General features: G+C 39.3%; 19 protein-coding genes and 1 pseudogene. 18 read left to right on the top strand and 2 right to left on the bottom strand.

The genetic code is table 11. The features are described 5' to 3' along the window. Positions 1–240: 240 nt before the first annotated feature. The 11 genes from serC (at position 241) to AWM76_RS06910 (ending at position 11,853) form a co-directional block, all read left to right on the top strand. Positions 241–1,323, top strand: coding sequence for a 3-phosphoserine/phosphohydroxythreonine transaminase (serC, locus tag AWM76_RS06960; RefSeq protein WP_004262382.1), 1,083 nt, complete (start codon positions 241–243; stop codon positions 1,321–1,323). A 105-nt stretch (positions 1,324–1,428) separates the two neighbouring features. Then, a complete protein-coding gene (locus AWM76_RS06955; RefSeq protein ID WP_039935569.1) occupies positions 1,429–2,649 on the top strand; it encodes a phosphoglycerate dehydrogenase in 1,221 nt (406 codons plus the stop codon). A gap of 132 nt (positions 2,650–2,781) precedes the next feature. Then, a complete protein-coding gene (locus AWM76_RS06950; protein ID WP_004262386.1) occupies positions 2,782–3,666 on the top strand; it encodes an ROK family protein in 885 nt (294 codons plus the stop codon). A gap of 273 nt (positions 3,667–3,939) precedes the next feature. Further along, positions 3,940–6,723, top strand: a complete 2,784-nt coding sequence (locus tag AWM76_RS06945; RefSeq protein WP_004262387.1) for a cation-translocating P-type ATPase — start codon at positions 3,940–3,942, stop codon at positions 6,721–6,723. Between the two features lie 211 nt (positions 6,724–6,934). After that, positions 6,935–7,297 (top strand): putative DNA-binding protein, encoded by a 363-nt coding sequence (locus tag AWM76_RS06940; protein WP_004262389.1) that lies wholly within the window; start codon positions 6,935–6,937, stop codon positions 7,295–7,297. Between the two features lie 71 nt (positions 7,298–7,368). Continuing rightward, positions 7,369–8,823 (top strand): signal recognition particle protein, encoded by a 1,455-nt coding sequence (gene ffh, locus AWM76_RS06935; protein ID WP_004262392.1) that lies wholly within the window; start codon positions 7,369–7,371, stop codon positions 8,821–8,823. A 150-nt stretch (positions 8,824–8,973) separates the two neighbouring features. Further along, complete coding sequence (gene rpsP / locus AWM76_RS06930; RefSeq protein WP_004262395.1) at positions 8,974–9,261, top strand: 30S ribosomal protein S16; 288 nt, start codon at positions 8,974–8,976, stop codon at positions 9,259–9,261. 20 nt (positions 9,262–9,281) lie between these two features. Further along, positions 9,282–9,527: a KH domain-containing protein gene (locus AWM76_RS06925; RefSeq protein ID WP_039935586.1), complete on the top strand. Its 246-nt coding sequence runs from the start codon at positions 9,282–9,284 to the stop codon at positions 9,525–9,527. Positions 9,528–9,984: 457 nt separating this feature from the next. After that, entirely contained in the window at positions 9,985–10,560 is a 576-nt protein-coding gene (rimM, locus tag AWM76_RS06920) for a ribosome maturation factor RimM (RefSeq protein WP_004262402.1), read from the top strand. After that, positions 10,560–11,297: a tRNA (guanosine(37)-N1)-methyltransferase TrmD gene (trmD, locus tag AWM76_RS06915; RefSeq protein WP_004262403.1), complete on the top strand. Its 738-nt coding sequence runs from the start codon at positions 10,560–10,562 to the stop codon at positions 11,295–11,297. The genes rimM and trmD overlap by 1 nt, the downstream gene beginning before the upstream one ends. A 118-nt stretch (positions 11,298–11,415) precedes the next feature. Next, positions 11,416–11,853: a DUF2188 domain-containing protein gene (locus tag AWM76_RS06910; RefSeq protein ID WP_004262404.1), complete on the top strand. Its 438-nt coding sequence runs from the start codon at positions 11,416–11,418 to the stop codon at positions 11,851–11,853. A 70-nt stretch (positions 11,854–11,923) separates the two neighbouring features. Here the strand turns inward: AWM76_RS06910 and AWM76_RS06905 are convergent, their stop codons facing one another. Further along, positions 11,924–13,432 carry a pyruvate kinase gene (locus AWM76_RS06905; protein ID WP_050774110.1) on the bottom strand — a complete coding sequence of 503 codons (1,509 nt, stop codon included), beginning with the start codon at positions 13,430–13,432 and terminating at the stop codon, positions 11,924–11,926. A gap of 348 nt (positions 13,433–13,780) precedes the next feature. On the opposite strand from AWM76_RS06905, the gene rplS reads away from it, so the two are divergent. From rplS to AWM76_RS06890, 3 genes and pseudogenes are all read left to right on the top strand, one after another. Further along, on the top strand, positions 13,781–14,137 hold the full coding sequence (gene rplS / locus AWM76_RS06900) for a 50S ribosomal protein L19 (protein WP_004262406.1): 357 nt from the start codon (positions 13,781–13,783) through the stop codon (positions 14,135–14,137). A 172-nt stretch (positions 14,138–14,309) separates the two neighbouring features. Next, positions 14,310–15,311: pseudogene (locus AWM76_RS06895) on the top strand (IS30 family transposase). 53 nt (positions 15,312–15,364) lie between these two features. Then, positions 15,365–16,633, top strand: a complete 1,269-nt coding sequence (locus tag AWM76_RS06890; RefSeq protein ID WP_039935082.1) for a ClC family H(+)/Cl(-) exchange transporter — start codon at positions 15,365–15,367, stop codon at positions 16,631–16,633. 174 nt (positions 16,634–16,807) lie between these two features. On the opposite strand, the gene AWM76_RS06885 is transcribed toward AWM76_RS06890, so the two are convergent. Continuing rightward, a complete protein-coding gene (locus AWM76_RS06885; protein WP_003141816.1) occupies positions 16,808–18,223 on the bottom strand; it encodes an aldehyde dehydrogenase family protein in 1,416 nt (471 codons plus the stop codon). 295 nt (positions 18,224–18,518) lie between these two features. Here AWM76_RS06885 and AWM76_RS06880 point away from each other — a divergent pair, with 295 nt between their 5' ends. From AWM76_RS06880 to AWM76_RS06865, 4 genes are all read left to right on the top strand, one after another. Beyond that, positions 18,519–19,523, top strand: a complete 1,005-nt coding sequence (locus AWM76_RS06880) for a Gfo/Idh/MocA family protein (RefSeq protein ID WP_003141815.1) — start codon at positions 18,519–18,521, stop codon at positions 19,521–19,523. A 134-nt stretch (positions 19,524–19,657) separates the two neighbouring features. Next, positions 19,658–20,698 (top strand): alpha/beta hydrolase, encoded by a 1,041-nt coding sequence (locus AWM76_RS06875; RefSeq protein WP_003141814.1) that lies wholly within the window; start codon positions 19,658–19,660, stop codon positions 20,696–20,698. A gap of 237 nt (positions 20,699–20,935) precedes the next feature. Next, entirely contained in the window at positions 20,936–21,406 is a 471-nt protein-coding gene (locus tag AWM76_RS06870) for a hypothetical protein (protein WP_003141813.1), read from the top strand. Between the two features lie 402 nt (positions 21,407–21,808). Then, complete coding sequence (locus AWM76_RS06865) at positions 21,809–22,486, top strand: phosphoribosylaminoimidazolesuccinocarboxamide synthase (protein WP_003141812.1); 678 nt, start codon at positions 21,809–21,811, stop codon at positions 22,484–22,486. The last annotated feature ends 3 nt before the right edge of the window (positions 22,487–22,489 follow it).

Here is a 22,489-nt window from a genome sequence, read left to right as displayed (position 1 = left end):
CTATTTTTTAATTTACGAACTTTAATATAATTGATTTGTGAAATATGGGTTTATTAACGTACAAAACTAATAAAATTAAAGATTATATTCTGTTTTTATATGCACAAAGTGTTATTCGGATAAAAAATGAGAGAAAAATAAGTTGAGAATAGGGTAGATTAAAATTAGATGAAAGCATATAATAGTGGTGACGATGTGAAGTCGTTCAAAATATGTAAACCAATAGATGGAGGAAATTAAATGACAACTGTTTATAATTTCTCAGCCGGTCCGGCAGTATTGCCCAAGGCTGTATTAGAACAAGCACAAGCGGAACTTTTAAATTACAACGGTACAGAAATGTCCGTGATGGAATTGAGTCACCGCTCTTCCTCCTTCGTTGGGATTATCGAACGAGCTGAACAACTACTACGCGATTTGATGCACATTCCTGATCACTATAAAGTTTTATTCTTACAGGGCGGTGCAACACAACAATTCACCATGGTACCAGCAAACCTTGCGAAAGGACAAAAGACGCAATATGTGAATACTGGTTCTTGGGCTACAAAAGCCATTAAAGCAGCTGAAAATTTAGATGATGTGTCGGTTGATGTCATTGCATCTTCTAAGGCAATGGGCTTTACAGCAGTTCCAGAAATTACTGCTGAAGCTGTAGATCCAGAAGCTGCTTACTTACATATCACAACTAACGAAACAATTGGTGGTATTACATTCCGTGATGTTCCTACTTTTGATGGTGTGACTTTAGTAGCGGATATGTCATCTAATATTTTAGCGAATGATTATAAAGTAGAAGATTTCGGTTTAATTTATGCAGGTGCTCAAAAGAACTTGGGACCTTCAGGAGTTACAATTGTTATTGTGCGTGAAGATTTACTGAAAGAAGATAAAGCCTTACCAGACTTCTTCTCTTATGCAACACAAGCAGACAAAGGTTCTATGATTAATACACCACCAACTTTTGCAGTTTATATGGTTGGTTTGGTATTAGAATGGGTTGCAGCGCAAGGCGGACAAGAAGCCATGTATGCGAACGCTAAGGAACGTGCGAACTTATTATATGACTACATTGATCGATCTGATTTATTTGTCAATCATGTAAAAGTAGAAAACCGTTCATTAACCAATATCCCGTTCTTAACGAACGATCCTGAATTAGATAAGAAATTTATAGCTGAAGCAGATGAGGCAGGATTTAAACAATTAAAAGGCCACCGTTCAGTGGGTGGTATGCGTGCTAGCTTATATAATGCTTTCCCATTAGAAGGGGTTAAAGCACTAGTAGCATTTATGAAAGCTTTTGAAGAAGAAAATAAATAGCCTGTCAACAACTTAAATATTCGGCTTACATTATAATGATCGTAATCAACCGACATGTAACCGGATGTTGTGCCCACTTTAAAGTATGGAGGAATTATTGAACAAATGGAATTAAAAGATAAAGTTTATCAATTAACGACTTATAATGCGATTGCTGCTGAAGGTATGGAACGTTTTGAACGAGCGAAATATGCCATTAATGAAAATGATGATCCAGATGCATTGATTTTACGTTCTAAAGATTTGCATGATATAACATTTAACGATTCATTAAAAGCGATTGCGCGAGCTGGTGCGGGTACAAATAACATCCCAATTCAACGTGCTACTGAGGCGGGAATTGTTGTCTTCAACACCCCTGGTGCGAATGCGAATGCGGTTAAAGAGTTAGTGCTAGCTAATTTATTGTTATCTGTTCGTCCTATTTTACAAGGACATGAATGGATACAAAATTACAAGTTTGGTCCAGATGATGATGTTGAAGCGATTGTTGAAGCGAACAAGAAACAATTTGCTGGAAATGAATTAGAAGGTAAGAAACTAGGTATTATCGGTTTAGGTGCTATTGGTGCTATGATCGCTAACGATGCTTACCGTTTAGGGATTGAAGTGTATGGTTATGACCCATATGTGTCTGTGGATACTGCCTGGAGTATTTCGCGTCGTGTTAACCGTGTGATGGAATTGGATGATTTATTAAAAATCTGTGATTTTATTACTGTTCACGTACCTTTAATGGATTCAACTCGTGGTATGATTGGCGAACGTGAGTTGGCTATGATGAAAGAAGATGTGCAATTATATAACTTTGCGCGTGGTCCGATTGTAGATAAAGAAGCAGTTTTAAAAGCTGTTAATGACAACCGTATTGGTGGGTATACTACGGACTTTGCGGATGCAGATTTATTGCACCATGAAAAAATCCGTGTGTTACCACATTTAGGTGCCTCTACTGAGGAAGCAGAAATCAATTGTGCCCGTATGGCAGCTGGAAACTTAAAACGCTTTTTACAGACAGGGGATATTGTAAATTCAGTGAACTTTCCATCTGTACAAATGAGCTTTAATTCACCAGTTCGTATCACCATTATCAACCGTAACATTCCAAACATGATTGGTAAGATTTCAACCTTTGTTGCGGAACAAGGCATGAATATCGCCAATATGGTGAACCGTGGTCGTGGTGACTTTGCTTATACATTAGTTGATTTAGAGGAATTAGATCATGAGAAAGTTGAGCGTTTAGTGGCAAAATTAGAAGAAATTCCAGATATTGTTCGTGTACGTGCAATTGAGCATCCAGGTCAATTCTTTGAAGAAGTTTAAGTTATTGAATAGATTCTTTAGCAAAAACAAATTTGTAGAGAGGCGGTCACAAAAGTGTCGGCCTCTCTTTTTATAATAGTAGCAAGTATTGTATAATAAGGGAAAAGATTACAACAATGGAGGCAATTAATCATGACAAGAGATTTATTATATGGTGGTATAGAGGCTGGAGGCACGAAGTTTATCTGTGCGGTAGCTGACGAAGATTTAAATATTATTGACCAAGTGCGTATTGATACAACAGTCCCTGAAGAAACTATGGGTGAATTGAAAGCATTCTTTGACAAATATGAAGTGGAAAGTTTCGGTATCTCATCTTTTGGGCCAATCGACATCAATCATGACTCGCCAACTTATGGTTATATCACCTCAACGCCTAAATTACCTTGGCAAAATTATGATTTTGTAGGGCAAATGAAAGCATGGTTTGGTGATAAACCGATTGCTTGGACAACAGATGTGAATGGGGCGTCACTCGCTGAAAATACCATGGGTGCTGCAAAAGGTGCTAACTCTTGTCTTTATCTAACGATTGGGACTGGTGTTGGTGGTGGCTTCTCTATGAATGGGGAAATTTACCATGCATACGCTCACCCTGAAATGGGTCATATTAAGGTTGCCCAAGACCCTCATGACCACTTTGAAGGGGCTTGTCCATTCCATGGTAACTGTATTGAAGGACTTGTGTCAGGACCTGCCATTGAAAAGAGAACAGGTATTAAAGGTGCTGACCTACCCTCAGATCATGAAGTATGGGATTATGTTGCAGATTACTTAGGTCAAGCCATTGCCAACTATACGTTAACTTTAGCGCCAGAACGCGTCGTACTAGGTGGTGGCGTGATGCATCAAGACCAACTGCTAGATAAAGTTCGTACACAAGTGGAAAAAGCGCTTGCTAACTATGTTGAATTGCCAGCAATGACAGATTATATCCAGTTACCTAAGCTAGGTGACAATGCTGGGATTACTGGTTCACTGCTATTAGCGAAACGTGCTTTAAAAGATGTAAAATAGGCAGATGATTGAAAGATAGTGAGCCTAATTTTTTTAGGTATAGGTGCTTAAATCGGGTGAGCTAGTGAGTAGTTCCGCTAATGAAGTCAGATATATATATATAAGGTTGGAAGTCATCTTCCAGCCTTTTTTTGGTAGGAAGCATTTATGATTGAGATTAGCTATGGCTAAAAATGTCGTATTCGCAAGTTGAATCATTTTTAATGGATAAAATATTATGTTAACATAATATGTAAATAGAGCTGAACGTTCTATCAAAGAAAGGATGAGGCGATGAGCAAAAATATTTATCAAAAAAAGTTACAAGAGGTCATTGATGAATTAGAAACATCGAAGACTGAAGGATTGAGTGACCAGGAAGTTTCTAAGCGTTTAGAAACTTATGGGGAAAATAAGTTAAAAGAATCGGATAGTAAGTCTAAGTGGGAGATCCTATTAGATAATTTAAATAATATTATCGTTTATTTACTAGCCGTCGCAGCCATAATTTCAATTGCAATGGGCGATTGGGTTGAAGCTATAGCCGTGATGCTGGCCGTTTTAATTTCGGTGCTGACTGGATATTTTGTAGAAACTAAAGCGCAAAAGTCTGTGGAAGCCTTGCAAAATATGGTCAATACTAGTGTACATGTGATCCGAAACGGAGAAGAGATTGAAATTGATTCTTCTCAGTTAGTCCCAGGAGACGTGATGGTTCTTGGTGAAGGAGACGCGATTGCTGCAGATGGTCGTTTGCTTACAAGCAACAACTTTGCAGTCATGGAAGCGTCATTGACCGGTGAATCTGAAGCTGTGGACAAGGACCCAGATGCGACTTACGACGAAGAAGAGTCAATTGGTGACCGGTTAAATATGGTCTTTTCAGGTACTGCAGTGACGCGTGGTAAGGCGCAAGTGATTGTAACTGGTACTGGAATGGAAACTGAAGTTGGTCGTATTTCTGAAATGATGACGGGTGAAAAGGACATGCAAACCCCGTTAGACAAAGAGGTTGACCAATTAGGTAAAGCCTTGATTGTCGTAGCTTTCATAGCAGCAGCTTTAGTAGTTGCTATTGGTTTATTCAACGGCAACCCGCCAAGTGAAATCTTATATATTGCAGTAATCCTTGCGGTAGCAGCAGTCCCTGAAGCTATGCCAGCTGTTCAAACCATTACCTTATCAAATGGTATGCAGACAATGGCTAAACACCAGGCCTTGGTTAAAACACTTTCTGCAGTTGAAACCTTAGGTGCTACGTCAATCATAGCGTCAGATAAGACGGGTACATTAACAGAAAATCAAATGATGGTTGAAAGTATCATTATTAAAAATGATGTCCAATATGAAGTTTCAGGTTCAGGCTATACACCTGAAGGCGATATTACAAAAGATGCGGAAAAAGTAACTTTCGATATTGATTCAATTGAAGATGTTGACGATTTAAGCGACAATAAGGCTGTCTTATTGAAAATGATTACGGACGGTTACTTGTCATCTGATGCCCGTTTAATCGAACGTGATCAACTAGATGATGAAGAAGCAGCTGAATTAGAAGACGAAGATAATCAAGACCCATATACCATTAAAGGTGACCCAACAGATGGTGCCTTAACGGTATTAGGCCATAAAGTCGGTCTATCACCGCAGTGGGAAAAAGACAATGACTATAAACTTGTCCAAGAAATTCCATTTGATTCTGAGAAGAAATATATGGCAGCACTTTACCAATTTCCAAATAACATCCACCGCCTAATCGTAAAAGGTGCTATGGATGTGGTCCTAGATTTAGTGGCAACTGAAAATGGTGAAGAAGATTTCTGGCAAGAGAAGAATGAAATCCTGACAGCAGACGGTAACCGTGTAATTGCCTTGGCTTCTTATACCATTAAAGACCAAGGTGAGGCGGATAAAGTCGCTGACGACATGGAAGCTTGGTTGAACAGCAATACAGACAAGTTAACGATGGACGGATTATTCGGGATTATTGACCCGCCACGTCAAGACGTGAAAGATGCGATTGCCCAAACACAAGCGGCAGGTATCCAGGTGAAAATGATCACTGGAGACCACCCAAGAACGGCATCTGTTATTGCCCGCGATATTGGAATTGAAAACCATGAAAATACCATGACTGGTAAAGAATTGGATGCCATCCATGAAGACAAAGACTTTATCGATAAAATCCGCGATGTGGCCGTATTTGCCCGCGTATCACCGGAAAACAAGTTACAAATTGTCCGTGCCTTCCAAGATGAAGGCAACGTTGTGGCGATGACAGGTGATGGGGTTAACGATGCACCAGCCTTAAATGGTGCGGATATCGGGGTTGCCATGGGGATCCGTGGTACTGAAGTTGCCAAAGAAGCATCAGACATGATTTTAACGGATGACGCTTTTGGTACGATTGTGGACGCGGTTCGTGAAGGACGTATCATTTTTGAAAATATCAAAAAATTCATTTCCTTCTTATTCGCTTGTAACATGGTAGAGATTATGGCGATCCTAACGACGATTGTCTTTATGTTACCAATGCCAATTCAACCACTACACATCTTATTCTTAAACCTATTAGTAGATATTGGTCCAGCGATTGCGTTAGCTTATGAAAAGGCAGAAAGCAATGTTATGGAACATCCACCAAGAAATCCGGAATCTGGTTTAGTGAATAAGACATTCTTAAGTCGGATTATCATCTCAGGTGTGATTATTGGTCTAGGTGCCTTTGGGGTATTCTACCTATTCCATAATATCTTTGGTATGAGCTTAACTTATGCACAAACTGCGACATTTACTTACATGGCAATTGCGCAGTTGTTCCATATTTTAAACGTTCGTCGTTTATCAGGATTTGGACTAGATAAGACCTTCTTCCAAAACAAACAACTATTAGCCGCAATGGCCTTCTCAGTAGTCCTACAATTATTGGTTGTTTATGTACCTTTCTTAAACAATGTATTTGGTACAGAACCATTGACATTAGCTACTTGGGGTATTATCCTAGCTACCGTTCTTGTTGTGACCATTATTGTATACGTAGTGAAGAAATTAGCTGGGTTGAAAGATCCGGAAGCTTAATTATTAAGGCAAGTGCGTGATCGGGGGCTAAATTCAGCCTCCGGTTTTTTCATATTGTGGATAAAGTATATCAAATACTTGAAGTTGATAGCCGATAAAAACGACTAAAGGACTTGGGCCATATCGTTGATTCTAGGGGTTTGATAGTGTATACTAAACACTTGTAAAGGAAAACTGCTTGACAAATTTTAGACAGATAGAAGAGGCTTAGATGGAGATTCAAAAAACAAATGAAATGAATACCCTATTGATTTTTTATGGGGATTTGTTAACTGAAAAGCAACGTGTTTATATTGAACTGTACTATGCTGAAGATTTTTCATTAGGGGAAATCGCAGAACATTTTGATGTGTCAAGACAAGCAGTTTATGACAACATTCGACGGACAGAAAAAAGTTTGTTGAAATATGAAAATCATTTGCACTTGGCGCGTGATTATTATGCGCGTGAGGCGGTAGGGGAAAAGATGGCTGCCTATGTAGCGAAAAAATACCCAGATGATACGCAACTAGCAGACTATATGAAGCAATTAATTGCGATCGATAACCGTGATGAAGCAAGTGAAGAATTTTAACAATTTCTGATTTAATAAATGTCCGAAGTGAATGCTTAAGATGAATGAATAAATAAGGAGTGTTACCAAGAATGGCTTTCGAAAGTTTATCGGATAGGCTACAAGGCGCTGTCCAAACGATGGGTAAGAAGGGTAAAATTACCGAGGGCGATTTAAAAGAAATGATGCGTGAAGTGCGTCTGGCTTTACTAGAAGCTGACGTGAACTTTAAAGTCGTGAAAGACTTTGTGAAACGTGTCAATGAACGTGCGCTAAACAGTGAGGTATTGCAATCACTATCGCCAGCGCAACAAGTCGTGAAGATTGTTAACGACGAATTAACTGACTTAATGGGTGGAGAACACGAAGATATTCAATTCGCAACCACACCACCAACCGTGATTATGATGGCAGGTCTTCAAGGTGCCGGGAAAACGACTACCGTTGGTAAGTTAGCGGCCTTCTTGAAGAAAAATGACCACAAGAAACCATTATTAGTAGCCGGTGATATTTACCGTCCAGCTGCTATCAACCAGTTACAAACAATTGGTCAGCAATTAGACTTACCAGTCTTTACTTTGGGTGACCAAGTAAGTCCAGTTGAGATTGCGACGCAAGCGATTGAATACGCTAAAATGAATGGTCATGACCTAGTCTTCATCGATACGGCCGGTCGTCTACAAATTGATGAACGGTTAATGACTGAGTTAAAAGATATTAAAGCGGCAGTAGAACCGGATGAAATCTTATTAACTGTTGACTCGATGACTGGTCAAGAGGCAGCCAACGTGGCTAAGGCCTTTGACGAAGAGTTGGATATCACAGGGGTTGTCTTAACGAAATTAGATGGTGACACCCGTGGTGGTGCGGCCTTATCTATCGTTTCTGTAACTGGTAAACCGATTAAATTTACGGGTACTGGTGAGAAATTAAACGAGATTGAGCGCTTCTACCCAGACCGTATGGCTAACCGAATTTTGGGTATGGGGGATATGTTAACCCTTATAGAGAAAGCCCAAGCGGAGTTTGATGAAAATGAAGCAGAAGCAATGGCAGCTAAGATGCGTGAAAATACCTATGACTTCAATGACTTCATTAAAAACATGGACCAGATGAACAAGATGGGTTCTATGAAAGATATCTTGAAGATGATTCCAGGTATGAATAAATTGGGGAATTTGGACGACTTAAATATTGATCCGAAACAAATGGCGCAAACCAAGGCCATGATCCAATCTATGACCCCGTATGAGCGTGAAAATCCAGATTCAATCAACCAATCACGCCGTCGTCGTATCGCTAAAGGGTCAGCGACTACACTACAAGAAGTGAACCGTTTAATTAAACAGTTTAACGAGTCACGTAAATTGATGTCAGCTATGTCTAACGGCAACATGGGCGCTCTTCAAAACATGTTGGGTGGCCTAGGAGGCGGTGGCTTCGGTGGATTTGGAGGCGGTGGCAACCGTAACCAGAACCGGGTCGCTGAATTACAAGCCAAACAAATGGCCCGCAAGTTGAAAAAAGCTAAGAAAAAAGGGAAATAAGCCTTTTTTCACCGATAGGGAAAAATATATTCGCCCTGTAAAGAGAAAATACTTTACAAGCTGACAAAAACTTGTTATCATGTTTACTTGTGATGAGCTTTTAAGGCTTTAAATATATAAAAACACTTAATTTTTAGGAGGAACTTACTCATGGCAGTAAAAATTCGTTTAAAACGTATGGGATCTAAACGTAACCCATTCTACCGTATCGTTGCAGCAGACGCACGTTCACCACGTGATGGTCGTATCATTGAAAAAATTGGTACTTACAACCCAACTACTCAACCAGAAACTATTGAGTTAGATGAAGAATTAGCTTTAAAATGGTTAAAAGATGGTGCGCAACCAACTGATACAGTTCGTGACATTTTATCTCGTCAAGGCGTGATGAAAAAACACCACGAAAACAAATTAGAAGCTAAAGCAGCTAATAAATAAGCGTAAACACTATGAATGATATGCCAAATATTGAAGATTTATTGTTAACAATTGTGAAACCATTGGTGAATCATCCTGATGAAATCCAACTGCACATTGTTGATGGAGATGAATTTTTAGAATACCATTTGTTGCTACATCCTGATGATGTAGGCCGGGTGATTGGCAAGGGTGGCCGCGTTGCAAACGCAATCCGTACCATTATCTATTCAGTCCGAGTAGAAGGACCAAAGAGAATTCGCTTGGTAATAGATAGAGAAGATTAAACAGGGTGTAAGAGTCGACGTTCAGAAAGAAAACGTTGGAAGATTAGAGCAGTAGCTGACGAAGTCAGTTACAATCTAATCTGAAACGTAGTTCTTTCTGGAGACTCGAACCCGACTAAACAGGGTGCGATAGGCGAGCTCAACTTCACAAGGTGCGATAGTCGAGCTCCCTTATAATTGGGTTTATACAAAGTTTGTAACAAAGCGATTCGCTTTTTGAGGGCGTAGACAGAAATGTCTGCGTCTTTTTTTGATATCTTTAAACAACTTTTGGATGGGGCACTTTTGGGATTCGTCGTGTTATCTTGGTTTTTAAGGTGTATTGATGTAAAATAAGACTGACGTTTGACCATGTTATTTTTAATTACAGTGGTCGCTAGAAATGTGAGGTGTGTCCTATTCTAATAAGTGGTTTGAAGGTTGGAAGATAGGCACATAAGAAGGGAAGGCAATAGATATGGTGAAGATTGAGGGCATGGCTGAAGAGCAGTATTATTTGGTCGGGAAAATCGTGAATACGCAGGCCTTACGCGGTGAAGTCCGTGTGATGGCGACAACTGATTTCCCGGAAGAGCGGTTTAGAATTGGTGCGACTTTGGCGATTTTTAATGGTGACAAGTTGGTTGAGACTGTTGAGGTGGATGGTCACCGTCTGCATAAGAATTTCAATTTGTTGCATTTTAAGGGCAAGGACAATATTAATGATGTAGAAAAATTCAAAGGGTTTGATTTGAAGGTTGCGGGCACTGAGCGCGAGGCGGACGAATTGGATGAGAATGAGTTTTATTATGATGATATTATTGGTTTAGAAGTCTATACGACTGATGAGACTTATCTAGGCAAGGTCCGGGAGATTACGTCACTACCGTCTAATGATGTTTGGGCTATTCAACGTCCAAATAAAGGGAAGGATATCTTGATTCCTTATATTGAAGATATTGTGTTAGAGATTGATCTGGATGATAACCGAGTTGTGATTGACCCGATGGACGGTCTGATTGATGATGTGGACGCGGAAAAGGGTGACGCCTAATGCAGATTGATGTATTAAGCCTTTTTCCAGAGATGTTTGAAGGTCCGATGAACACGTCGATTATTGGGAAGGCCCAGGAAAAAGGGGTGGCCAATATTGATGTGACGGACTTTCGTAAGTTTGCAGTAAACAAACACGGGCATGTGGACGATTATCCTTATGGCGGTGGTGCTGGTATGTTATTGCGGGTTGACCCCATCAATGATGCCTTAGAAGAAATTGAGGGTAAACATCCTAATACGAAAAAACGCGTGGTTTTGATGGATCCAGCTGGTGAAACTTTTACGCAGAAACATGCGGAGTCATTCGCAAAAGACGATCATCTGATCTTTATTTGTGGTCATTACGAAGGCTATGACGAGCGGATTCGATCATATGTGACCGATGAAATTTCGGTTGGAGATTATGTACTAACTGGTGGCGAATTAGGGGCTATGATTGTGATTGACGCTACTGTCCGCTTGCTTGAAGATGCGGTGGGTAATGAGGAATCGATTACGGGTGACTCCTTCTCGACTGGTTTGTTAGAGTATCCACAATATACCCGCCCGGCTGAATACAAGGGGATGACTGTGCCGGATGTGTTGATGTCTGGTAACCATGCTAAAATTGCTGACTGGAAGGGGAAAGAATCCTTACGCCGGACCTATGAACGCCGGCCGGATATGTTAGAAAATTACCCCTTAACAGATCAACAAGCTAAATGGTTAGAAGAAATTAAAGCAGAAACTGAGTAGGACTGTTATGAGTGGGTCTATTGTGTGGACCACAGTTTCAAACTAGCTTTAACATGGATATCTTTTTTATTTATTCACCATTCTTGATACAATATGAGTTAAGAATGGAGATGATGTTATGCCATGGAATATGCAAGATTATCCTGACAGCTTAAAAAACTTTGATGAGGTTGAACGCAAGAAGATTATTGAGATCATGAATGCTATGGAAGCAGCGGGTTACAAAGAGGAAGATTTAATACCCATTGCAATCCAGCAAGGGAAAGAGTGGTACCAGAATGCTTCTGATACAGAGATTTCGGAAGTTAAACAGGCAACCAACCCCAAAAAGAGCGATAAGCATGATACTGAATCAGCCAATCCTGATTTGATGGATGAGGACGTTCAAGTGAAATTTGATCACGAGAATGCGCAATGGCAAGTGATTACCGTGAAGGCAAAACGGGCTGCGGATACTTTTGATTTAAAAGAGGATGCTATGAAGCGGGCTAAGGAAATTGCTGATAATAAGGGGACAAAAGTCATTACCTATACTAAGGATGGTAAGCGACAATAACATGGATGCTATTGTAGTTAGCCATTATAAAAACACCTACCTTTGAGTCATTAGAGGTAGGTGTTTATTTTCATTCGAAAATGGTATTGGCTACGTTTAATTGTTTCATTAAGGCTGTCTTTTTGAATTGGTGTTCATCAATGTCTTCTAAAATTGACCGTAAGAGATTAATCCCTTCGAGGATATGTTCACCTTTATTTAACATGACACATTCAGCTCGTGACCCCATAGACACATCTGAAATTTCAGCACGTGAAGGTACACCTGATTTTACCAAGGACTCAAGAACCTGGGTGGCCCAAATCACAGGAATTTGCGCAGCCTCGCAGAACCAAAGAATTTCTTCTTGGACAACTGATAGTCGGAGATAGCCAACTTCTACAGCTAAGTCTCCTCTAGCGATCATAATGCCTGTTGGTCGGTAGCGATTTGCTTCGATAATGATATTGATGAGATTCTCAAAACCAGAGACGGTTTCTAGTTTGATCGTCGCTAATTTTTCTTCGTCATTGGTTACTTTGTCAGCCATGACTTGGTTGATTTGGCGTACGTCTTCTAAGTTATGAACGAAAGAGAAGCCAATCACGTCAGCTTCTTCTTTAGAAAAAGCCAAATCATCGATATCTTTATCAGTTAATACAGGGATATTTAACTCACGATCAGGGAAGTTGATGCCTTTCGTGGCTTTCACTTTCTTACCGTTTGATGCCATTTGGGTGATGCGAATTTTTACTCCTTCAGGATAAGATTTTTGGACTTTACCTATAATTTTACCATCATCAAGTGACACCGCCTCATCAACCTTTAAATCTTGAATAATTTCTGGAATTGGACAAGATAAGACAATTTCACAATCATAAAAGTCTTTTAATGTCGTATCGCTTGTGAGGAAAAAAATATCTCCCTCATAGAGCTTGGGGTCTTGTAGAGTAGTATAGATGGCTTGAATTCGTACTTTAGGACCAGCAATGTCGGTGAAAATTTTAATGTCACGCTCGTATTTCTTGCCAGCTTGATGAATATTTTCAACCATTTTCCGCCAAGTAGATACATCATCATGTGCACAGTTAATACGGGCGACGTCTAAACCAGCCTTTACCATTTGATCAACTAGGTCTTGGTCAGTGGCGGCTTCATTGGGCATAGTTACCATAATGCGGGAATAACGATCCTCAGCACCTGAGCCAAAGAAATCTTTGGTGAGTTGGTCAAGTGTAGACCCCTGTCCTTGACTGGTTTTCGTCATATGTTCAGGAATGTCAACTGCAGGCATATTCGCACTTTTGGCGAGATGATAAACGACTAAATCAAGGGTAGCTAATACATGGCCTTCGAGACGACCAAGTGAAGAAAGACCAAGATTGCCCAGTTTTAATTGTAGACTGCGGATATCTCGGCGACGAAGGGCAACATAATAGGCAAAATTTAAGGCTGCTTCTTTAAAATCTTCACGGAGAGTGGAAGGATCCCAGGATGCATAAATTTGTTGGCCATCCTTATAGACGTTTTTACGTAAATCGGATACTTCTAAATATAAATCTTTGTAAATATTATTTATTTGCGTTTTCTGGTTTGTCATCACTTTGTCTCCTTTATCACTGATTTGTAACCGTTTCCTATTCACATATCATTGTATCGTGAACACGAGCAACTAACAAATATTTGTATAGTGTGATTGGGATGATTCATTGAAACGATTCCTATTTAGGATACTTAGTCTAAAGATGTTACTTTAGAATAAAGCAGACGAGTGATCGCAAACCCTTATATAGGACGTCCACTATTTATGACAAGAAACTTTCAACTTTCTATTTACAATAAGTGATAAATTTGATACACTATTAAAGGTGTTGTTTCAACACATACTTTATGATATTCCGCTGTGGCAAAATTGCCATATGAGTGTTGTTGGAAGGAGAGAATCTAAATGAGTAATTTAATTGATCAAATCACTTCAGAACAACTACGTAACGATGTACCTGACTTCCGTCCTGGTGACACTGTTCGTGTACACGCGAAAGTTGTTGAGGGTGAACGTGAACGTATCCAGTTATTTGACGGTGTTGTTATCCAACGTCGTGGTGCTGGTATCAGCGAAACTTACACAGTTCGTAAAATTTCAAACGGTGTTGGTGTTGAACGTACTTTCCCAGTACACACGCCACGCGTAGCTAAAATTGAAGTATTACGTGAAGGTAAAGTTCGTCGTGCTAAATTGTTCTACTTACGTGACTTACATGGTAAAGCTGCACGTATCCCAGAACGTCGCCGTAAACAAAAATAATGCTACTACAGTAGCTATACAGAGAATCCCAATCGAGCTTTTTCTTGGTTGGGATTTTTTTATTTAGATGACGAATTTACAATTTAAGTGCAACAACAATAATAAAATAAAAAAAGATCCATAGTTTTCCTATAAAATAGATGTACTAACCAACTATTAGAAGGAGAAAGCTATGAATCCATACACACATCTTACCATGAACGAGCGAGAAACAATATTCCTAATGTATGAACAAGGCGAAACTATCGGGCATATATCCGAGACCCTGGACCGTTCTAAATCGACTATCTCAAGAGAATTACATCGTAATTCAAACAAGGATGGCAGTTATTCACCGTCAACTGCTCATGGAGAGTATAAACGTAGAAAACAACTATGTGGCAGACATCGCACGCTAGATAAAGACTCTATTTTCCAGTTGGTCAAACGACTATTTCTCAACGAACAATGGTCTCCAGAACAAATTTCTGGTCGTTTGAACCTTGAAAATGCCAAAAATAAAATCAGTTATAATACTATCTATCGTGCAATTTATCGTGGCGACTTCGATGAGCCTGGTTTATCAACCGGTAATCGAGGCGCTATCCGTAAATTAAGACACAGAGGTAAAACACGCCATTCTAAAAATCACGTAGAGAGAAGAGGAAAGATCCCTATCTCCAATCCGATTCATGAACGACCTGATAGCGCTAATGAACGAACTGAGATTGGTCATTGGGAAGCAGATACAGTTGCAGGTCAAACTGGTAAAGCGTGCTTAGTAACGCTAGTTGATAGAAAATCTAGGTTATTACTAATCGGTAAATCTGAGAAGAAAGCTTCTAAGCCGGTAGTTGACCAAATGATTAAATTACTATAAGGTATTGATTCTAATTTTTGTAAAACCATTACACCTGACCGTGGTAAAGAATTCAGTCAACACGCCCGATTGACTGAGGAATTAAATAATACGCAAATTTATTTTCCAGATCCTCATGCCCCTTGGCAAAGAGGATCTAATGAGAATACAAATGGACTCCTTAGAGAGTACTCACCGAAAGGTGTTGATTTGACAGATGCAACTGATGAAGAGATACAAGGTTGGGCAACGAAATTAAATACACGTCCCAAAAAATGTTTGAATTGGAAAACACCTTATGAAATCTTTTATAAAACTGTGTTGCACTTAATTTGACAATTTTAGATATATTTAAAGAGTCAAACTTGTCAAAGAGGGGTATGATAGTGATGCATGAAGGACGATTGAATTATCGTTTGGGTTTATTGTCGGTTGTAACTGGGGTTATCGTGGGAATTGTGTTGTCTGGATTTCGACTGGCTATTCCAGCAATCATGCATGTGGTTGAGGGTGTTTTGGTCTGGGGACAGACTTCGATTTGGCACAGCATCGGCTTTGTTTTGATGTTTGCGGTTATCGGCTGCATTGTGGCTTGGACAGCTAAGCAAGAACCTATGATTGGTGGGTCAGGTATTCCACAAATTGCCGGGAAATTAAGCGGTAAGCTCAATTTTTCATGGGCATCGGTCTTATTTTATAAATTATTAGGTGGTTTATTGGCTATCGGATCAGGTTTGACGCTCGGGCGTGAAGGTCCTTCTGTTCAAATCGGTGCTTCAATCGGCCAAGGGGTGGCAGAAGTTACCAAAACGCCTGCTAAATCCGGTAAATACTTGATTGTTGGGGCTGCAGGAGCCGGTTTAGCCACTGCTTTTAATGCGCCTGTTTCAGGTATCATTTTCTGCTTAGAGGAATTATTGAAGAAGGTTACCCGTCGTGGATTTTTGTCTGCCACTTTAACGATAATTACAGCATCTTTAGTATCGATAGCACTGATCGGAGATGATGCTGCTATCACTATTCCTCAAGCTTTACGTGTGGAAATGGCTACTTACCCTTATTTACTTATTTTAGGGGTCTTGTTAGGGTTATCAGGTGTACTTTTTAATAAAGTTATCTTATGGTCTAAAGCTATATATAGTAAATGGACTGCACCTACTTTTTGGAAAATGGTTTTTCCCTTTGTGCTAACGGCACTTGTACTTTTGATGGATGTGCGGTTAATCGGGTCGGGCGAAGAACTCATTTTGCTACCATTTTTAGATAATCCGGGTCTGTTGACCTTGCTCTATCTATTCCTGGCAAAACTAGTTCTGCTCGGTGTGGCATTCGGGTCAGGAATTCCAGGGGGGATCTTTTTCCCATTATTATCTCTTGGGGCGCTGGTCGGCAACTTGTACACCAGTAGCTTGTATGAATTGGGACTGGTGGACGCATACACGATTACGGTCTTTACTGTCATTGCGATGGCTGCGCATTTTGCGGCTATTGTCCGCGCACCATTAACGGGTATTTTTCTAATATTAGAAATGACAGGAGGGTCTATTCAGTACTTACTACCGATTGCCATCGTCACTTATATCGCTTATTTCGTGGCAGAAGTCTGCCAATCCAAACCGGTATATGAATCCTTGCTTGGGTTGATGGTAAATGACTAAGAATGACTTCTTTGGTGGTGTAGTGGTTTATTCACAGAACACGGAATAGATGGTCTTATACCTATCAAAGATAGATTATAAAAAATTAAAAAACAGCTACTAGGTGATATCAGTCACCTAGTAGCTGTTTTTTGTATCGAAAATTTACTTATTTATTTTCTAAGATACTATCGCTTAATCTTCTAAGAAAATCGCTTTTGTTTCTAAGTAGTCTTCAACACCGTAAAGACCGTTTTCGCGACCTAGGCCGGATTGTTTGTAGCCACCAAATGGTGCAAGTGGGTTACGTTCTGATTTGTTTACAAAGATATTACCAGTTCGTAATTGCTTAGCTACTCTATAAGCATCTTCAGTAGGTCCAACTACCGCACCTGAAAGGCCATAGATTGAGTCGTTTGCGATTTCAATCGCTTCTTCTTCAGTATCATATGTGATGATGACAAGTACAGGACCAAAAATTTCTTCTTGGGCAATCGTCATATCATTAGTCACGTTTGTAAAGACAGTAGGTGTTACAAAATGACCAGTTTCAATGGCTGGTTTTTTATCACCGACTAAAACTTTAGCCCCTTCAGCTTTACCTTTTTCAATATATTCGAGTACTGTTTTCTTTTGATTAGCGGATACCATTGGACCAACAAGCGTATTTGGATCAGCAGGATCACCGATAACGACATTGTCTTCATAGAAAGATTTTACTTCAGCTTCTACATCAGCTAATTCGTCTTTAGGCACTAATAGTCTTGTAAGTGCAGTACAAGTTTGCCCTTGGTTGTTTAAAATAGTCCCCATTGCTTTTTTAACGGCAAAGGATAAATCGCCACCAGGTAAGTAAACCAACGCAGATTTACCACCTAGTTCAAGGATGATGTGTTTGATGCCTTTAGCAGCATTTTCATAAAGTCCTTGACCAACTTCAGTTGACCCAGTAAAGGAAACAACGGCAACATCTTCATGTTCTGCTAGATAGTTACCAGCACCACTACCACTTCCAAGGATTAGGTTGAATACACCTTTTGGAAATCCTACTTTTTCAGCCAATTCAAATAGTTTAACTGCAGTGAGTGGTGTATCAGATGCTGGTTTAACAACTACGGTATTCCCAGCTAATAAAGCAGGTGTTATTTTCCGTTGAATTTGATTTAATGGATAGTTCCAAGGTGTGATGGCAGCAACTACACCATAACCTTCTTTAATCACTTTAGTATTTCCAATTTCTTCCGTTAAATTGTAATCTTTAATGGCCTCAACTGTAGCTGACATTTCATCAATGGCTAAACCAACTTGTCCTGACTCGGAGAAGGTCTTGGCAGCACCAAATTCTTCAACAATAATGTCACGAATCTCTTCTTTGTGGGCTTTGATTTCATCTAATAATTTTTCTACATAACCGGTTCTTTCTTCAAGAGATAGATTATTCCAAGCAGGAAAGGCGGTCTTAGCTGCTTCAACTGCTTGGTCAACATCTTCATTTGCAGAGTATGCAACTTGGGCAATCGTTTCTTCAGTTGTCGGGTTTTCTACTTCTTTGTATTCATTATTGGTAGGGGCTGTCCACTCACCGTTAATGAAATTGTTATACTTTTTCATGAGAAATCCTCCTTAAAATCTTTTGCCTAACTATCTTATATGATAAAGGACATTTGAATAGCTGGCTAGTAAAACGAATTGGCGCTCCTTGTTTTTGATCGTTACCAGGGAGTCTGAAAGAGCCTTTTTATTTTAAAAAGAAGGTGGACCGATTACTTTGTATGAAATTGAATGAAAATTAAAATTTGTGTCAAAAAGGGCTAGAATTTATGGGTTTACAGGCTTATAATTAGCTATCATAAAATAATGTTAAGACCTAGTTTGGCGGTATTTTTAGGTTAATGGAGGAGTAGATTTGAAATTAGGGATAGCGGGGACTGGAAAAGTAGTCGAACAATTTTTACCGGTAATTGCTGAGTTGCCAGAAATACAAGTAACTGCAATTAACTCAACACCTAAAAGCGTTGACAAGGCAATCGCCTTTCAAAAACAATATGGCATTGACCAAGTGTATAGTGATTACACCCAATTTTTGACTGAAGCAGATATTGATACAGTGTATGTTGCCGTCATTAATAACTTACATTTTCCTTTTGCTAAGGAAGCCTTACTTCATGGTAAGCATGTGATATGTGAGAAACCTTTTACGATGTCACAAAAGGAATTAATTGAATTGGAACGACTATCCATTGATTACGATTTAGTATTGGCTGAAGCTGTAACAGGGCAGTTCGTTGAAAATTATGGTAAAATCCGCGAACTTTTACCACTTCTTGGAGATATTAAGTTAGTTGAATGCAATTTCTCAAAATATTCGAGTAAGTATGACTCTTTCACAGCTGGTAACGTTTTACCGGCCTTTGATATCAAAAATGGGGGCGGTGCCTTAATGGATTTAAATTCATCCAATATCCATTTCGTTGTTGGCTTAATTGGGAAACCAAAGAAAGTTACATACTACCCCAACATCGAGAATGCTATCGATACATCTGGCGTTTTAATCATGGACTATGGATACACAAAAGGCGTATGCATGGCTTCAAAGGATTCTACAGGAAAAAATGGGGCAACTATTCAAGGGACTAAAGGTACTATTACAGTCAACAGCGCTACTAATAGGGTCACTTCATTTGATATTTGGACAAATGATGGCTATACGGATCATTTCGAATTGAATACATGCGAGCATAAAATGGGTGCAGAATTTAAGATTTTTGCAAATTGGATTGATCATAAGGATACCATGTATGCAGAAGAACACTTAGCCCAAAGTTTAACGGTTATGGAAGTCCTAGATATGGCTATTGCTGATTCAAACTTAATAGAAGAACCGTTTTGGGAACCAAAATTGACATTTTAAGATTATTTAAGTCCGGATATTTTATTCGGGCTTTTTTCTATTCTTAAAAATATTGAGTTGGTTAATACAGATAGGTGTTTACGGACAGCTTATCATGATATGATTATTGTAAGAAAATCCTTTAGGAGGTTCCTATGAAAACTTGGACAAAAGCCGCATTGGGTGCATTAACAGGTATTGTTGCCAGTCAAATAATCAGGGCCCGTAAGGTGAATATTTCTTACGCTGCGCAATTGGTCGAGGATAGTCTGACCCTGGCTTCCAGTATTCTTCCTGGTCAAAATTCCAACTATGACCGCCTTTATTCCGTCGCCTACAACCGTAATGAATTGCCCCTAGAACTCACCTTGATCAAGCGTTCAATGGGTTTTGATTATTTAGACGGTTTCACAGATACCTTTACCGTGCAAAACATGCAAAAGGACAGCCAGTCACCAAGCTCACAAAGGTTAGAAAAGGTCGTTTTCTATCTTTCGGGTGGTGGCTATTGGTTACAACCAACTTTATTGCACTTTAATATGGCCCGTAAATTGGCAGACCTAACTAATCGACAAGTAGTCATGCCCATATATCCAAAGGGACCAACCCACAAGGTTGTTGATGCGCACAAAATGATTTTAAAACGCTACTTATATTTAATCGAAGAGAAGGGGATTGCCCCAGAAAATATTGCGATTCTTGGTGATTCGACAGGTGGCGCTTTGGCGGTTTCCTTTATGCAGCAATTGCGTGACTATGGTTTACCTTTGCCAGAGTCGGCAGTACTTATCGCGCCTATTTTGGATGGCACCTTGCAAAATTTCCTGGTAGAATATGACCATGTGGAGTACGAACCCTTTCTACAACCGAAATTAATTGCGCTTGAAACAGAAACTTTCGCTAAACCCTTTCCAGCAATTAGTCCTTTAGTTTCACCATGGTATGGAGCATTTAATGACTTACCACCTATATTAGTCGTGAGTGGAACGAGAGATTTAACCTTGACTTATACACTTGCCTTGAAAGAAAAAGTTGAAGCTGAGGGATTACCGATTTATTTCGATATCCACCAACATATGGTCCACATCTTCCCAATTTACCCGATTCCTGAAGCAGATGAGGCACTAGAAATGATAGCGGAATTTGTAGCTAAGGTGCGAGAGCCGACGCCAAGAAAGGAAACGTTGGAAGTTTGAGGCAGTGGCTGACAACGTCAGCAACAACTTAAACTGAAACGCAGTCCTTTTTGGGGGCTCGAACCCGATTTTAGTCTAGCTTACAGGGGAGATTACGCTGTAGTCTTTGATCGCCTAATGAATTGAAAGTGATAAATCTATGCAACTTTTGACCAACCTTGTTCTCGGTTTCTGACAAGCTTATGTTACAATGATGATAGTAATGAATTTAGAAGATAAACGGAGGAATACCATACCATGCCATCAATTCAACCAATTTTAGAGAAAATGTTTAACGATAAGAAAGTTCCCGTTAAGAAGAATCAATTCAATGAAGACCAAGTTGTTTTCTCAGGTGCTTACCGTATTGCTGAAGATAAAACGATTCCTTTTAACGTAGTAGCACGTGAGTTTAAAGAAGGTTCGTCGGTTACAGAATTCCAAATCACTTATCGTAAATTAGTCCAAGTTGAAGATTTCAACAATCAAACAAAAGCCTTAGCAGTGATCAATGAAATCAACTTGAAACGTGCAGGCTACTACACTTTAATCTTGACTGGTGACGGGGAAATTTACCTACGCTTATTATCAAGAACCACTGAAGATCCACAATTATTGTATGAATTAATGGTCTTTGGTTCAGCGACTGCACGTCTTGTGTACCCTGAATTAGAAGAGAAAATTAATGGCAAGAAGGTTGAAGTACTCAAAACCCAACCAAAAGCTTAATAAAAATTCGAATATATAAAAGCTAGTCCGCCCCAAAATGTATGTCCAATATGACGTACAAGGACAGATAGGCCGTCATCAGTGCGCAACACGCTGCACTTATGGCGGTCTTTTTTTGCCCATTTTGCCAGTTTCGCCAGCAAAATTTGCTGAAATACAAAAGTTGCACAATTTTTGTCGACAACATTAAATTCTTAACGTTATACGCATACATAAAGTCGAATGTTCGTTTATAAAGGCTATTTCCAAACAAAAATTAACATTTCTTATTAAAATGTTCAGTTTTAACTTGTCTTTACCCATAAAATTCGTTAAGGTAAGCATATGGTTATCCGGAAAACGAATATTCCGAAATAATTCAATGGAAACGTATGTGTTTATGAAAAGGAGCGATTTTTAGCAATGCTTATTTATTCAGGTAAGACGAAAAACTTATACCAAGATGATAACGGCCAATATTATTTCCAATTTAAAGACGATGTTACGGGTAAAGATGGGGTATTTGACCCAGGTGAAAACCAAGTAGGGGCAACGATTGAAGGGTCAGGCCACTCTAATGTTGTGCTTTCAACATACTTTTTTGAATTATTTAAAGAAAAGAATATTCCAACGCATTATATTTCTTCAAATACTGAAGAAAACACCATGCAGATTGAAAAAGCCTCTGTATTTGGTGAAGGGTTAGAAGTCATTTGTCGTTTTAAAGCTGTTGGTAGCTTTATCAGACGTTACGGGTCTTACATTGAATCAGGTGCACCACTTGATGCCTACGTAGAGTTCACTTTAAAAGATGATGACCGACAAGATCCCTTGATTACCCAAGATGCCTTAGAGCAATTAAATATTTTAAAAGCTGGCGAATATGACCAATTGAAAAAATTAACCCAAGATATTTCCCTAGTTATCAAAGAAGCATTAGCCGAAAAAGGCCTAGAATTATATGACATCAAATTAGAATTTGGTCGCTTAGACAATTCTGATGACATTGTCTTAATTGATGAAGTTGCAGGGGGCAACATGCGTGTCTATAAAGGTGATGAATACATCGAACCTTTAGCACTTGTGCATTACTTTGAATAATTG

Source organism: Aerococcus viridans, assembly GCF_001543285.1.
GTDB classification, from domain to species: Bacteria; Bacillota; Bacilli; order Lactobacillales; family Aerococcaceae; genus Aerococcus; species Aerococcus viridans.
The sequence above is the reverse complement of the archived record's forward strand: the minus strand, read 5'-3'. Positions and strand labels throughout refer to the sequence as shown.